The sequence below is a fragment of the Micromonospora sp. NPDC002717 genome, from assembly GCF_040295705.1.
Taxonomy (GTDB): domain Bacteria; phylum Actinomycetota; class Actinomycetes; order Mycobacteriales; family Micromonosporaceae; genus Micromonospora.
Genome location: NZ_JBEOVW010000042.1, coordinates 1 through 14,301 on the forward strand (window position 1 = coordinate 1; position 14,301 = coordinate 14,301).

Here is a 14,301-nt window from a genome sequence, read left to right on the forward strand (position 1 = left end):
ACATGCCCCTGACCGAGGCCGCACAGACCGTGCAGGTGTCGGCGTACCCCGACCACTACGCCCAGTGGGAACAGCAGGCCGCCGACCTCGTCGCCGAACACTGGAACAACTGACACCAGAGACAGACTTTCCACCACAAGGGGGAACGCTGGCCGGCACCCGACACGGGCGCCGGCCAGCGGCACATCTTCACCAGCCGACAGCCGGCCGGCCGGGAAAGTACGGCAGGTGCGGGAACACCGACGGCCGTCGGCTGGTTGAATGAGGTGTCGGTGTGCCCAGTGTCCCCGGGCCTCACCTGAATTGCCTTCGCGGAATACCGTTCGGCTGGAGCCGCGTCGCGCCACGCGCCGAGAGGCGACCTGCACACCGACGCCCAGCGCCGCCCCCGTGCCGATCCGGCCCGGGGGCGGCGCTGTCTCCTGTCCGCGTTCGTCCTCGTGTGGCGACGGTGGCGGACCCGTGCGGGTCGACGCCGCCACGACCTCGCGTACTGCGAGGCGGGGCGGGGGAGTGGGCGCGGGGGAGGCAGAATGGGCCGGTGGATGTGCAGCGGGAGTGGCGCGACCAGCCGGGTGTGGTCGTACTGCCGAGTGGGGCGGCCGTGCGCGGGCGCCGCGTCGCCGACGTGGCCTCGTCTGCGGACTTCGCCCTGTTGTTGGCGCCTGGGCCGGCGCCGGCGTGGCCGCACCGGCGGATCCGGTGGCCGGACTTCTGGGTCCCGTTGGACCGGGCGGACGCGGTCGACGCGTTGACAGAGGCGCTGCGTCGGGCCCGCGCCGGCGAACGGGTGGAGGTGGCCTGCAAGGGCGGCACCGGACGCACGGGTACGGCGCTGGCCGGTTTGGCGATCCTGGACGGGCTGCCGCCGGAGCGGGCCGTGGACTGGGTGCGCGCCGCCTACCGGCCGCGGGCGGTGGAGACCCCCTGGCAGCGTCGCTGGCTGCGCCGCCTCGCCTGATCCGGCGCGATCGTGGCACGCACGGCCGGCCACCTTGTCGTGGTTCGTGTCATCGGTGAGGTTTGCGCAGCTCACGGTGGGTAAGAGGGACACCTCGTCCGAACCTTGAGGCAGGTACCAGCACGATGGCCCCACCCCGCACCCTTGTCCGCTACCGCGGTGTGCACCGCGCCGCCGCGCGCCCGGTGCCGACGATCGCCCGCACGGTCGCGTCGCTGGCCGTGCTCGTCGTGCTCGCCACGCTCTTCCTCGACGCCCTGCTGATCACCGTCGGGCTGCTCACCCCCGTCGCCGCCTCGGTGCCGCCGCTGCGGCGCTGGGTGCGCCGGTTGGCGGCCCCGACCGCCCGGGCCGTCCCGCTGCCCGGCCGATGAGCGTTCCCGTGCCGCGTGGCTGCCCTGGTCCCGGGGTCTGCGGCACCGGGACCAGGGCGCGCCGCCTTCTCAGCGGCCGACGTACTCGCGCAGATGGCGGGCGGTCAGGGTGTCGCCGTGGGCGACCAGATCGGCCGGGGTGCCGGTGAACACGATCCGGCCGCCGTCGTGCCCCGCCCCGGGCCCGAGGTCGATCAGCCAGTCGGCGTGCGCCATGACCGCCTGGTGGTGCTCGATGACGATGACCGTGTTGCCGGCGTCGACGAGCCGGTCCAGCAGCGCGAGCAACTGGTCCACGTCGGCGAGGTGCAGGCCGGTGGTCGGCTCGTCCAGCACGTAGGTGCTCGCGCTGTCGGCCATGTGGATGGCCAGCTTGAGCCGCTGCCGCTCGCCGCCGGAGAGGGTGTTGAGCGGCTGCCCCAGGGTGAGGTAGCTGAGCCCGACGTCGACCAGCCGGTCGAGGATCACCCGGGCCGAGCCGCTGGGGAAGAAGTCCCGGGCCTCCGTGGCCGACATGGCGAGCACCTCGCTGATGTTCTTCCCGCGCAGCCGGTAGGTGAGCACCTCGTCGGTGAAGCGCCGGCCGTCGCACTGCTCGCAGACGGAGGCGACGCCGGCCATCATCGCCAGGTCGGTGTAGACCAGGCCGATTCCCTTGCAGGTGGGGCAGGCGCCCTCGGAGTTGGCGCTGAACAGCGCCGCCTTGACTCCGTTGGCCTTGGCGAAGGCCGTCCGGACCGGGTCCAGCAGGCCCGTGTAGGTGGCCGGGTTGCTGCGCCGGGAACCCCGGATCGGGGTCTGGTCGACGACCACCACGCCGTCGCGGCGGTGCAGCGAGCCGTGGATCAGCGAGCTCTTCCCGGAGCCGGCCACGCCGGTGACCACTGTCAGCACCCCGAGCGGGATGTCGACGCTGACGTCCCGCAGGTTGTGCAGGTCGGCGCCGCGGATCGACAGGTGGCCGGACGGCCGGCGTGCGTGCTCGCGGAGGCGGACCCGGTGGTCGAGGTGGCGGCCGGTGAGGGTGTCGGAGCGGCGCAGGCCCGGCACGTCCCCGGTGTAGCAGACCTGGCCGCCGGCGGCGCCCGCCCCCGGCCCGAGGTCGACCACGTGGTCGGCGATCGCGATGGTCTCCGGCTTGTGCTCGACGACCAGCACCGTGTTGCCCTTGTCGCGCAGGCGCAGCAGGAGGTCGTTCATCCGGGCGATGTCGTGCGGGTGCAGGCCCACGGTCGGCTCGTCGAAGACGTACGTGACGTCGGAGAGGCTGGAGCCGAGGTGCCGGACCATCTTCACCCGCTGCGCCTCGCCGCCGGAGAGGGTGGCGGATTCGCGGTCGAGGCTGAGGTAGCCGAGGCCGATCTCCACCAGCGAGTCGAGCAGCTCACGCAGGTTGCCGACCAGCGGGGCGACCGACGGGTCGTCGATGCCGCGGACGAACCCGGCCAGGTCGCTGATCTGCATGGCCGAGCACTCGGCGATGTTGCGCCCGGCGATCCGGGAGGAGAGCGCCGCCTCGTTGAGCCGGGCGCCCCGGCAGGCGGCGCAGGTGGTGAAGGTGACCGCCCGGTCGACGAACGCGCGGATGTGCGGCTGCATCGACTCGCGGTCCTTGGCCAGGTAGAGCCGGCGCACCTTGACCACCAGGCCCTCGTACGTCCAGTTGTTGCTGCCCACCTTGATCTTGGTGGCCGGCTTGTGGAGGAAGTCCTCCCACTGCTGGGGCGTGTAGTCCTGGAGCTTGACGTCGGGGTCGAACAGGCCGGAGTTGACGATGGTCTGCCAGTACCAGGAGTCGACGGCGAAGTTCGGCACCGTGACCGCGCCGCCGTTGAGGGAGCGCTCGACGTCGACCATCTCGTTGACGTCGAGGTCGGAGACCCGGCCGAGGCCCTCGCAGGTCGGGCACATCCCCTCGGCCAGGTTGAAGCTGAACGCCCCGGCGCCGCCGACGTGCGGGGTGCCGAGTCGGCTGAACACGATCCGCAGCATCGCGTACGCGTCGGTGGCGGTGCCGACCGTGGAGCGGGAGTTGGCGCCCATCCGCTCCTGGTCGACCACGATGGCCGGGGTCAGGTTGCGCAGCGAGTCGACGTCGGGCCGGCTCAGGCTCGGCATGAACGACTGGAGGAAGGCGCTGTAGGTCTCGTTGATCAGGCGTTGCGACTCGGCGGCGATGGTCCCGAAGACCAGGGATGACTTCCCCGACCCGGAGACGCCGGTGAAGACGGTCAGCCGGCGTTTGGGGATGTCGACGGAGACGGCCGCGAGGTTGTTCTCCCGCGCTCCGCGTACCTCGATCATGTCGTGGCTGTCGGCGGCGGACCGTGCTGGCTGCTGCATGCGAACCCTTCGCGAGATTGTGGGCGGGGTTCCGCCCGGGTGTGTCTTCGGGGGCGGCTTCCTTCGATCGTCTCATTGACGTGCGTGTGGAGGGTTCTGCCGCGTTGGCCTGCCTCCCACGCCCAGAGAGGTACGGGAAGTCTCAAATAACGTGTAAGCAGGGGTGACGCTGGCGTCCGAAGGGTGCGATCCACGTGGGAGGTGGCGCGTCAAACCGGCGCCGATGGATAACGGCTGGACCGTAACCGGCGTCCTGAGTGGAGTCTGGTCGGTGAGGTCTGCTGCGATGCACGAAGTCGCTGCGATCCGTGGTTGACCTTCGATGTGCCGAGATTTACGGTGATGGCCGAAATCGCAGAAGGGATGCCTATGCCTCTCCAGCAGCGCCGCCGCCTGGCGTCGGTCGCCATCGTGGCGACCCTCGTCGCCGCCACCGCCGTGTCGGGTACCCCGGCCGTGGCCGCCACGCCGACCGAGACCCTGGTCGGCGTGCCGCACCACAACCTGGCCATCTACGGTGCGACCTTCGGCTCCACGCCCGCGGGCGACTACGCGTACGCCGTGGCACGCGGGACCACCGGCGCGCTCAACGTCATCGACACCCGCACCGCGACGGTGGTCCGGACCCTGCCGCTGCCCGGTGCCGGCGGTTCGTGGGGCGGCACCGTCACCCCGGACGGCACCGCGTACATCGGCGCCGACAGCAAGTTGTTCCGCTACCGGCCCGGTGCGGACCACGTGGAGGACCTGGGCTCGCCGGTGCCGGGGGAGACCACGACGTGGCGCCTGGCCAACGACGGGGAGCGGGTCTTCGTCGGCACCTTCCCCACCGGCAAGGTCTACTCGTTCGACCACCGCACCGGTGCGGTCCGCGACTACGGGCAGATCTGGCCGGGCGAGCAGTACGCGCGCAGCATCGGCGTCGCCAACGGCAAGATCTACGTCGGCCTGGGCACGGTGGCCCGGCTCGTCGAGGTCGACGTCGACTCCGGCGAACGGCGGGAGATCCCGCTGCCCGAGCAGTACCGCAGCGAGCAGTTCGTCTACGACCTCGACGTCTACCAGCACACGCTCTTCGCCCGGCTCGCCAACAGCAACCAGGTGCTCGTTCACGACCTGAAGGCCGGCCGGTGGATCGGCGAACTCGGTACCGCCGCGGGCCTGAACTTCTCCCCGCCGGACGCGAAGAAGAACGTCTACTTCGGCTCCTCGGCCGGCCGCCTGATGGCCTACAACCTCGACACCCGGACGCTCACCCCGACCAGCTTCACCGGGTTCGGCACCGCCCGCGGATTCGGCTGGGCGCACCTGGACGACCCGGCGTGGCCCGGCAGGACGCTCGTCACGATCAGCCTGAGCGGCAACCTGTCCTACTACAACCCGCAGACCGGCGCCAAGAAGGTCGTCTCCGCCGGGGTCAAGGGGCTGCCCGCCCAGCTGCAGACGGTCGAGGCCGGCCCGGACGGCAAGATCTGGTCCAGCGCCTACCCGAGCGGCGGCATCACCTCCTACGACCCGACGACCGGCGCCTTCAGCGAGAATGCCGGGGCGCTCGGCCAGGCCGAGGGCCTGCACTCCTACCAGGGCAAGATCTACGCCGGCGTGTACCCGGGCGCGAACCTGCTCGAACTCGACCCGACCAAGCCCGTCGTGCGCGGCACCAACCCGCGGCAGTTCGCGACGCTTCGCACCGAGCACCAGGACCGGCCGTTCGCCATCACCGGGGTCGGCAACCGGATCGCCTTCGGCACCATCCCGGAGTACGGCCAGCTCGGCGGGGCGCTGACGCTCGTCGACCCGGCCACCGGGGCGAAGGAGGTGCACCGCAACGTCGTGCCGGAGCAGAGCGTCACCGCCCTGGCCACCGTCGGGAACCTGATCCTGGGTGGCACCGGCATCTGGGGTGGGCTCGGCATCGCGCCCACCCAGACGGAGGCGAAGCTCTTCCTCTGGGACCCGGCGACGGCGACGAAGGTCTGGGAGGGCACCGCGATTCCGGGCGCCAAGGCGATCACCCGGCTGATCGTGGCGCCGGACGGCCGGATCTGGGGGTCCACGGTCGGCACCCTCTTCGAGTTCGACCCGGTCAGCCGGACCGTGGTCCGGACCGTCGAGGTGGAGCCCTTCGACTGGAACGTCTCCCACGTCTGGCGTAGCGACCACCTGGCGGTCGCGCCGGACGGCGCGGTGTGCGGCAACTTCCGGACCACGGTCGCCTGCGTGGACCCCGAGACGCTCTCGGTCGAGAAGCTGGCCACCGGCATCAGCGACGTGTGGACGATGGACGCGTCGGGCGTCATGTACTACGCCCGGGGCGGGGAGCTGTACCGGCTCACGCGCTGAGCCCGCCGGCCCGGTCTGAAGGGCCCCTTCCTGTCGAGTCGTGGACAGGAAGGGGCCCTTCCGCACATCCCCGGCGTCGACCGCCGGGCGGGCACGAAGTTCCGGCCGGTGGGTGGGCGGTACGGTGGCCCGGTGGTGACCGCGCGGAAGGGCAGTGGCCGGCTGCGGGCCGTGGACCTCGCCGCGACCGCCGGGATCTCCGTCCAGCAGGTCCGCAACTACGTCGACCTGGGCGTGCTGCCACCGGTCGAACGCACCCCCGCCGGCTACCGCATCTTCACCGCCGACCACCTCCGGGCGCTGGCCGTGGCCCGCCGGATGGCCGAGGGCCACGGCTGGGCGCGTACCCGGGAGATCATGGCCGCCGTGCACCGGGGCGACCTGGCGGCGGCGCTGGCGGCGCTCGACGGAGGCCACGCCGAGCTGGACCGCGAGCGGGCGGACATCCGGCGGGTGCTCGGCGCGTTCGAGACCGTGGTGACCAGCCCGCCGGCGACCCTGCCGGCGCCGCGGCGCGGGGTGCGCATCGGCGCGGTCGCCGACCTGGTCGGGGTCCGCACCTCCCAGCTACGGCTGTGGGAGCAACGCGGCCTGGTCCGGCCGGTCCGCGAGCGCGGCACCGGCTACCGGGTGTACGACCAGGCCGAACTGCGTGCCGCACAGGTCGTCGCGCTGCTGCGCCGGGGCGCGTACCCGTTCGACATCATCGCGGCCGTGCTCGACGAGATGCGCACGACCGGCAGCGCCCAACGGGTCCACGCGGAGCTGGCCCGGCGGGAGCAGGAGCTGCACCGGCGCAGCCTGCGGCGGCTGCGCGCCTCGGCGGCGCTGTACGACTACCTGCGGCACCGCGACCCGACGCTGCCGGCCTGACTCAGCGCAGCACCAACAGGTCGAGGTGGTCGACGACCGGGCCGGTCGCCTCGCGGGCGGCGGCCCGCAGTCGCGCCAGGCCGCCGGCGTACTCCTCGTCGGTGATCAACTGGAGCGGGGTGTGGGCCCGGCGGTCGAGGTGCTCGGCGAGCTCCGCCAGCGACGCGGCGGTGGTCTGCGCGACCGGCTCGACGCTGCTCACGGTGAACCCGGCCGCCGCGAACGCCGAGCGCACCCGCGCGAGGTCCGGGTAGCGCCGCAGTACCCGGACCGCCTCGGGAAACCAGTGGAACAGGGCGATCCGCTGGTGCCGGCCGGGGAACGGCGAGCGGATCAGCACGGGCGCGCCCGGCCGGAGCACCCGGCGCAGCTCGCGGGCCGCCGCGTCCAGGTCGGCGACGTGATGGATCATCGTGGACAGCCACGCGGCGTCCATCGTGGAGTCGCGTAGCGGCAGCGCGAGGGCGTCGCCGACGCGGTGTTGTCCGGCCCGGCCGGCCGAGGCCCTGGCCATGACCTGCGGTCAGCCGGACGCGCGCCCCGCGACCCGCCCGTCCCGTGCCTCGCCGAGCGCCGTCGAGGCGAAGAAGGCGTCCGCGGCGCGGAGTGCGGTCGCGTCGCCGAGCACGTCGCCGGGGCGGTCGGCGTGGCCGAGCAGCGCACCGCCCCATCGCATGCCGAGGTAGTCGGCGCTCATCCGCAGGCTGTTCACCATCGGGTCCGCCTTGGCCGGGTCCTCGTCGCTGAGGGCGCTGACCGCCCACATCGTGCGGCCGCGCATGCGGGGCCGGAAATCGACACCGGGCAGCCGCAGCCAGGTCGACCAGTGGTCGAGGTAGAGCTTGGTGGGGGCGCTGACGCTGTACCAGTAGACCGGTGAGGCGATCACCAGGTCGGTCGCGGCAAGGGTCTCCGTCAGCAGCAGCGCCTCGTTGCCGGACGGCGGGGGAGGGAACTGGCCGTGTCGGATGTCGTGGAACGGCGCCAGTGGATGGTCGGCGAGGCGGAGCCAGCGCTGCTCGACACCGGCCGGCAGCGCGGCTGCCGCGCGTCGGGCCAGGAGTTCGGTGTTGCCACCGGGGCGTGAACTACCCAGGAGGAAGAGGAAGCGCCTGACCGCACCGTCGATGTCCATCGGGGTCGAATGTACCCACCCCGGCGGCCGCGGGGATCGGCGGATCGCGGCCGCTGTCGCCCTGCCGCCGCACGACCAACCGGCCGGGTTTCAGACGGCCACCGCCGCCAGCACCAGCAGGGTGCACGCCGTCTCGACCAGCCCCACCCGCTTCGGCGTGAGCCGGCGCCCGGGCAGCGCGACGGCCCGGGCCAGCAGCGCCGCGAAGACCAGGGCGACCGGCACCGGCGCCCAGAGCGCCGCGGCGAGCGCGGCGACGGCGTGGTACGCCCAGGACGCCCACCGGTACCGACCGCTGTCCCGCTCCCGGATCATCGTCTTGACGTACAGGATCGTGCCGACGAGGTAGCCGAGCGCCACCACCGTCGCGCCGGTCACCCGGGCCGGCGGCACCCCGGCGACCGTGGCGACGACGAACCCGAGCAGCCCGCACTGCGCCACGAAGGCGAGGTCGTTGACGAGCGCCCGGTCCCGGCGCCGACGCGCGTAGCCGGCGTTGACGACGGCCAGGACGCCGTAGAGCGGCGCGTACGCGAGGACCGCCGGCCGGGCCGCCAGCACCGGCGCGGCGCAGAGCGCGGTGGCGACGCCGTACGCGGCCAACTGCGGGCGTACCCGCCGGAACCGGCCGGTCTTGACCGCCTGCAACCCGAAGTACGACAGCGGGTAGGCGGCGAGCACCGCCCCGAGCAGAGGCAGGTGCAGCGGGTGCGGGCCGGTGACGGTCACCGCCGCCAGGAACGGCAGCAGCAGCATCGCCCAGGCGCCGTGCTGCGGCGGCAGCCAGCCGGGTGACCGGCCCCCGGCCCGCGCGCGGCCGGTGGTGGTCGCCGTGGGCGGTCCGGCCGGGCGGCGACGGCGGGCGGGGACGGCGGTCACGGGCGTGGCGTCACGGTGAGCAGGACGGCGGCGTCCGTCACGGCGTGCAGCGCGTGCCGCCGCGGCGGGACGACCACCAGGTCGCCGGCGTGGCCCTCCCAGGACTCGTCGCCGGCCACCAGGCGTACCTGCCCCCGGAGCACCTGCAGCGTCGCCTCGCCCGGGCTGTCGTGCTCGTCGAGCGAGCGGCCGCCCCGGAGCGCGAGCAGGGTCTGCCGCAACCGGCGGTCCCGGCCGCGGTGCAGGTTGTGGGCGCTGCGCCCGCTGTCGGCCTCCCGGGCGGCGGCGAGCTGTTCGTCGGCGAGGCGGGTCAGCGAGTGGCCTTCCATCGTGCGTCCTTCCGGTGAGGTGGCGCGCCGGTGCGCGGGGCGGGGCAGTCCGTGCGGCGCCGACCGTCGCGCAAACCGGAAGATCGTCTACCGCTTTCGGTTACCAGCTTCCGCGCCGGACCCGCCCGGCGGCAGGGCCGATGGTCCCGGAATCCGGCCGCCCGGGTCGCCCGCGGCGGCGGACCTCTCCGTTCTCGCCGCCACGCCGGCCGCCGGGGCATCGGGAAGCCGGCCCGGCCCCCGGATCGGGCCGACTAGGGTGCGGGGCATGAAGGTTCGGCTGCTGGCGGCCACGGCGACCGCCGTCCTCCTCGCCGCCGGCGCGCCCGCCCCGGTGGCGGGCGCCCCGACCGCTCGTACCGCCGCCCTGCCGGGCGTGTCCGGCGCGGTGCCGCCGGCACCGTGCCCGAAAGCGCCCGCGCCGGCGGTGTCCCGGCCGCCGCGCCCGTCGCCGCCGCCGGCCGTGCCCGAGGAGCGGGCCGTGGGCGGGCCGGCGCTGGCCACCGCCGGCCTGGTCGTCCCCGCGGGGGTGCCGCGACCGCCGGCGGTCACCGCGACCTCGTGGCTGGTCGCCGACCTGGACACCGGCCAGGTGCTGGGCGGCTGCGGCCCGCACGAGTACGGCACCCCCGCCAGCGTGCAGAAGCTGCTGCTGGCGGCCACCATGCTGCCCCGGCTCGACCCGAAGCAGGTCGTCACCGTCACCGACGGCGACATGGACATCGAGCCGGGCTCCTCCGCCGTCGGGCTCGTCGCCGGCGGGCGCTACCGGATCGAGACCGCCTGGCTCGGGCTGCTGCTGCAGTCCGGCAACGAGGCGGCCAACCTGCTGGCCCGCCTCGGCGGCGGCCCGGACGGGATGGCCGGCGGCGTACGGGCGATGAACGAGGAGGCGCACCGGCTCGGCGCCCTGCAGACCCACGCGGTCACCCCGTCCGGCCTCGACGGGAAGGGCCAGTTCACCAGCGCGTACGATCTGGCGCTCATCGCCCGGGTCTGCTTCGCCGACCCCACCTTCCGCCGGTACGCGCTGACCGAGACCCACCGCATCCCCGCCCAGCCGGCGCAGCGGACCAAGGGCTTCGAGATCCAGAACGAGAACCAGCTCATCTACCGCTACCCGGGGGCGCTCGGCGGCAAGACCGGCTTCACCGACCTGGCCCGGCACACCTACGTCGGGGCGGCCCACCGGGGCGGCCGCCGACTGGTCGTCACGCTGCTCGGCGCCGAACCGCGGCCCGCGCGGGGCTGGGAGCAGGGCGCCGCGCTGCTCGACTGGGGCTTCTCGCTGCCCCGGGACTCCGCCGTCGGCCGGCTCGTCGAGCCGGGGGAACTGGCCGCCTCGGCGGCCGCCACGCCGCCCGCGCTCGCCGCCGCCGGCGAACCTCGTCCGGCCGCGGCCAGCGGCCCGCTGGAGGACGGGCTGCTCGGACGGTGGCCCGCGGCCGCGCTCGCGGTGGCCGTGCTCGGGCTGGCGGCGGTGGCGTTGCTCTGGCGGCGCCGGGCGGGGCGGCGCCGGACCCCCTGACCGTGGGCGGGACGTGTGTCGCCGCAGCCACCAGGTGCTCGTGGCCACCCACCTGCCGCAGGTCGCCGCAGGTGCGGAGCGGATCGACAACCGGCGACGGGGTCCATAGACTCCGGTCGTTCTGGTGTCGCACGTCCAGGGAGGATCCACGTGCCGAGCGAATCCCGACCGCACCCCGTCCCGCCGTCGATCGCGGCGCCCCGCCGACCGGCCCGCGCGCTGACCCGCCTCGCCGGGGTGGCCCTGGTGGCGGGTGCGCTGGTGACCGGTGGCGGCGCCGCCGCGGTCGCCGCGCCCGCCGGGTCCCCGGCCGGCTCCGCCGCCGGTCCCCGGGTCACGCCGGGACCGTGCGCCTACACCGAGACACCGGAGGAGCCGGCCGCCCGGCCGGTTCCGCTGCCGCCCGACCCGAGGCGCACGCCCGACCGGGGCACGGTGCGGGTGACGCTGCGGACCAACCAGGGGCCCATCGGGCTGACGCTCGACCGCGAGGCCGCGCCGTGCACCCTGCAGAGCTTCCTGCACCTGGTGCGGCATCGCTTCTACGACCGCACCTCCTGCCACCGGCTCACCGCGTACCCGACGCTGAAGGTGCTCCAGTGCGGTGACCCGTCCGGCACCGGCTCGGGCGGCCCCGGCTACCGGTACCTCGACGAACTGCCCACCGACCTGCCGCCGGCACCGACCGACCCGACCGGCGTGCGCCGGCTCTACGCCCGGGGCACGCTCGCCATGGCCAACGCCGGCCCGGACACCAACGGCAGCCAGTTCTTCCTGGTCCAGTCCGACTCGGCGCTGCGCCCCAACTACACCGTCTTCGGCTCGATCGACGCCGCCGGCCTGGCCACGCTCGACCGGATCGCCGCCGGCGGCATCGCCCCCACGGCCGAGGACCCGGCGCCGGTGGACGGCGCGCCCGCCCTGCCGGTCGACATCCGCCGGGCCGTCCGGCACCACCACCACTGACCGTCTCCACCGCCCCGCCCGGCCGTCCCTCGGCCGGGCGGGGGCGGGGCTGGCGGTTCCCGCGCGTACGCCTGTCGCCGGACCCGGGGTCCGACGGGCCGGCACCCTGATAGACAGGAGGCGTGGACAGGGCGGGCCGGGCCGGCCGGCGGCCCCGGGGCGCCGCCGCCCGGGCCGTCGCCGTGGCCGTGGTGGTCACGGCGCTGGCGCCGGCCTGCACCCGGCCCGGTCCGTCGCCGTCGCCGTCGGTGTCGGTGTCGGTGTCGGCGGCCCCGACCGCGACCGCGACGCCGCGCGCGCCGGGCTTCGTCGTCCTCACCGACGTCGACCCGAGGATCCGCACCGACATCCGGTACGCCACCGCGCACAACTTCGTCGGCCGGCCGGTCGCCGGTTACCTCGAACCGCTCTGCCTGCTGACCCGGCAGGCCGCCGAGGCGTTGCGCCGGGTGCAGGACGCCGCGCTCGCCCGGGGCCGCAGCCTGAAGGTGTACGACTGCTACCGCCCCCGGCGCGCCGCCGACGACTTCGTCACCTGGGCGAAACAGCCCGGCGAGCAGCAGATGAAGGCCGAGTTCTATCCCCGGGTGGCGAAGTCGAAGCTGTTCGACGAGGGGTACATCGGCGCCCCCACGGCGCACAGCCGGGGCAGCACGCTCGACCTGACCCTGGTCGACGTGCCGACCCCCACCCAGGCCCCGTACGCCCCGGGCCAGCCGCTGGTCTCCTGCACCGCCCCCAGGGGGCAGCGGTTCGGCGACAACAGCGTCGACATGGGCACCGGCTTCGACTGCTTCGACCCGCTCGCGCACACCGACTCGCCGGGAATCACCGGCACCGCGCGGGAGAACCGGCGGCTGCTGCGGCAGTTGATGACCGACGGCGGCTTCGTCAACTACGACCGCGAGTGGTGGCACTACCGCTACCGCGACGAGCCCTGGCCGGACACCTACTTCGACGTGCCGGTGGCCCGCACCTCGGTGCCGAGCGGATAGCCGGCGGAGCGGCCCGCCGGCGCGGCGGGCGATCGGCGCGGCGGGGCAAGGGCCGGTCTCGGCGAGGCGCGCGGCGGGACGCGATGCGGCGCGGGGCGGGCCCGTCCGGCATGATCGCCTCGGGAGGGGCGCCGCGCGGGCCCGCGGGACACTCCGACGGCGGCGCGTCGTCGGCGAGGGGAGCCGGCAGTGACCACCGAACGCATCGGCCCACCGCTCACCGGAGGCGAGCGCGAGATGCTCCGCGCCTTCCTCGACTACCACCGGGCGACCCTCGCCATGAAGTGCGACGGGCTGTCCGACGAGGACCTGCGCCGGCAGTCGATGCCCCCGTCCACGCTGTCACTGCTCGGCCTCGTCCGGCACATGGCGGAGGTGGAGCGCAACTGGTTCCGGCGGACCATCGACGGCGAGGACGTCCCGCTGGTCTGGTCGGACTCCGGCGACTTCCAGGTGGCGTACGACGCCAGCGGCGCCACCCGGGCGGAGGCGTTCGACGCCTGGCAGCGGGAGGTCGCGCACTCCCGCCGGATCGAGCGGGAGGCGGAGTCGCTCGACGTGACCGGCCACAACGCCAGGTGGGGCGAGGACGTGTCGCTGCGGCTGGTGATGCTGCACCTGATCCACGAGTACGCGCGGCACAACGGCCACGCCGACTTCCTGCGCGAGGGCATCGACGGCACCGTCGGCGCCTGACCGGCACCGACGGCATCGCCGGCGCCTGGGGAGCAGCGACGGCAGCGGGGGCGCCCGGGCGCGGCGGTCAGCCGTCGGCGCGCAGCGGCAGCCAGGCCAGCACGTCCTGGATCTTCGCGTCCCAGTACGCCCAGTCGTGCGCGCCGGGGGAGAAGTGCACGGTGAGCGGGACGCCCCGCTCGCGGGCCGCCGCGACGAAGGTCAGGTTGTCCTCGTACAGGAAGTCCTCCGTGCCGCAGGCGACGTAGAGCGCGGGCAGGTCGGTGCCCGCCTTGTCGAGCAGGGCGACGGCGTCGTCGTCGCTGCCGGCGACGGCGCGCTCGCCGAAGACGGTGTGCCAGACCTGGGCGTCGATCGGGTGGGCCGGATGGTGCCGGCGGCCGGCCACGTCGAGCGCGCCGGACAGGCTCGCCGCCGCCGCGAACCGGCCCGGGTCGCGCAGCGCCCACTTCACCGCCCCGTAGCCGCCCATCGAGAGCCCGGCGACGAAGGTGTCCTCCCGGCGCGCCGAGAGCCGGAAGAACTGGTGGCACAGCCCCGGCAACTCCTCGCTGAGGAAGGTCCAGTACCGGTTGCCGTGCTCCTCGTCGCTGTAGAAGCTGCGCCCGACCTGGGGCATCACCACCGCCAGGCCGAGCGGCGCGACGTACCGCTCGATGGACGTGCGGCGCAGCCAGATCGTGTCGTCGTCGGACAGGCCGTGCAGCAGGTAGAGCACGGGCGGGTCCCCGTCCGGGGCACTGCCGGCCATGCCGATCTGCGAGGAGGTTCGCTGCGGCAGGAGCACCGTCATCGAGGTGCTGAGACCGAGCACCTCGGAGTAGAAGTCAGCACGCATCAGGGCCACGGTCGTCGACCGTAGCCCATCCTCGGCCGGCG

The 14,301-nt window shown here is 74.3% G+C and carries 14 protein-coding genes; 8 read left to right on the top strand and 6 right to left on the bottom strand.

The annotated features are described in order from the left end of the window. Positions 1 to 541 precede the first annotated feature (541 nt). Together ABT006_RS32355 and ABT006_RS32360 are read left to right on the top strand one after the other, a co-directional pair. Positions 542 to 961: a protein-tyrosine phosphatase family protein gene (locus ABT006_RS32355; protein WP_350712280.1), complete on the top strand. Its 420-nt coding sequence runs from the start codon at positions 542 to 544 to the stop codon at positions 959 to 961. Positions 962 to 1,086: 125 nt separating this feature from the next. Continuing rightward, positions 1,087 to 1,335, top strand: coding sequence for a hypothetical protein (locus tag ABT006_RS32360; protein WP_350712281.1), 249 nt, complete (start codon positions 1,087 to 1,089; stop codon positions 1,333 to 1,335). A gap of 69 nt (positions 1,336 to 1,404) precedes the next feature. Here the strand turns inward: ABT006_RS32360 and ABT006_RS32365 are convergent, their stop codons facing one another. Further along, entirely contained in the window at positions 1,405 to 3,678 is a 2,274-nt protein-coding gene (locus ABT006_RS32365) for an ATP-binding cassette domain-containing protein (RefSeq protein WP_350712282.1), read from the bottom strand. 369 nt (positions 3,679 to 4,047) lie between these two features. On the opposite strand from ABT006_RS32365, the gene ABT006_RS32370 reads away from it, so the two are divergent. Continuing rightward, on the top strand, positions 4,048 to 6,021 hold the full coding sequence (locus ABT006_RS32370; RefSeq protein ID WP_350712283.1) for a hypothetical protein: 1,974 nt from the start codon (positions 4,048 to 4,050) through the stop codon (positions 6,019 to 6,021). 132 nt (positions 6,022 to 6,153) lie between these two features. After that, the gene (locus ABT006_RS32375) at positions 6,154 to 6,894 is read left to right on the top strand and encodes a MerR family transcriptional regulator (protein ID WP_350712284.1); all 741 of its coding nucleotides are present in this window, start codon (positions 6,154 to 6,156) and stop codon (positions 6,892 to 6,894) included. Between the two features lies 1 nt (position 6,895). Here the strand turns inward: ABT006_RS32375 and ABT006_RS32380 are convergent, their stop codons facing one another. The 4 genes from ABT006_RS32380 to ABT006_RS32395 form a co-directional block, all read right to left on the bottom strand. Further along, entirely contained in the window at positions 6,896 to 7,408 is a 513-nt protein-coding gene (locus ABT006_RS32380) for a class I SAM-dependent methyltransferase (RefSeq protein WP_350712285.1), read from the bottom strand. A 9-nt stretch (positions 7,409 to 7,417) separates the two neighbouring features. Continuing rightward, a complete protein-coding gene (locus ABT006_RS32385; protein ID WP_350712286.1) occupies positions 7,418 to 8,029 on the bottom strand; it encodes a flavodoxin family protein in 612 nt (203 codons plus the stop codon). Between the two features lie 90 nt (positions 8,030 to 8,119). After that, positions 8,120 to 8,908, bottom strand: coding sequence for a YwiC-like family protein (locus ABT006_RS32390; protein ID WP_350712287.1), 789 nt, complete (start codon positions 8,906 to 8,908; stop codon positions 8,120 to 8,122). Continuing rightward, positions 8,905 to 9,237, bottom strand: coding sequence for a cupin domain-containing protein (locus tag ABT006_RS32395; RefSeq protein ID WP_350712288.1), 333 nt, complete (start codon positions 9,235 to 9,237; stop codon positions 8,905 to 8,907). Before ABT006_RS32395 ends, ABT006_RS32390 begins: the two co-directional genes overlap by 4 nt. A gap of 268 nt (positions 9,238 to 9,505) precedes the next feature. On the opposite strand from ABT006_RS32395, the gene ABT006_RS32400 reads away from it, so the two are divergent. The 4 genes from ABT006_RS32400 (at position 9,506) to ABT006_RS32415 (ending at position 13,422) form a co-directional block, all read left to right on the top strand. Beyond that, positions 9,506 to 10,765, top strand: a complete 1,260-nt coding sequence (locus ABT006_RS32400) for a D-alanyl-D-alanine carboxypeptidase family protein (protein WP_350712289.1) — start codon at positions 9,506 to 9,508, stop codon at positions 10,763 to 10,765. Positions 10,766 to 10,915: 150 nt separating this feature from the next. Further along, on the top strand, positions 10,916 to 11,731 hold the full coding sequence (locus ABT006_RS32405; RefSeq protein WP_502891046.1) for a peptidylprolyl isomerase: 816 nt from the start codon (positions 10,916 to 10,918) through the stop codon (positions 11,729 to 11,731). A 122-nt stretch (positions 11,732 to 11,853) separates the two neighbouring features. After that, positions 11,854 to 12,726 carry a M15 family metallopeptidase gene (locus ABT006_RS32410; RefSeq protein WP_350712290.1) on the top strand — a complete coding sequence of 291 codons (873 nt, stop codon included), beginning with the start codon at positions 11,854 to 11,856 and terminating at the stop codon, positions 12,724 to 12,726. 189 nt (positions 12,727 to 12,915) lie between these two features. After that, on the top strand, positions 12,916 to 13,422 hold the full coding sequence (locus tag ABT006_RS32415; RefSeq protein ID WP_350712291.1) for a DinB family protein: 507 nt from the start codon (positions 12,916 to 12,918) through the stop codon (positions 13,420 to 13,422). Positions 13,423 to 13,489: 67 nt separating this feature from the next. On the opposite strand, the gene ABT006_RS32420 is transcribed toward ABT006_RS32415, so the two are convergent. Beyond that, positions 13,490 to 14,269, bottom strand: coding sequence for an alpha/beta hydrolase (locus ABT006_RS32420; protein WP_350712292.1), 780 nt, complete (start codon positions 14,267 to 14,269; stop codon positions 13,490 to 13,492). Positions 14,270 to 14,301: the final 32 nt, after the last annotated feature.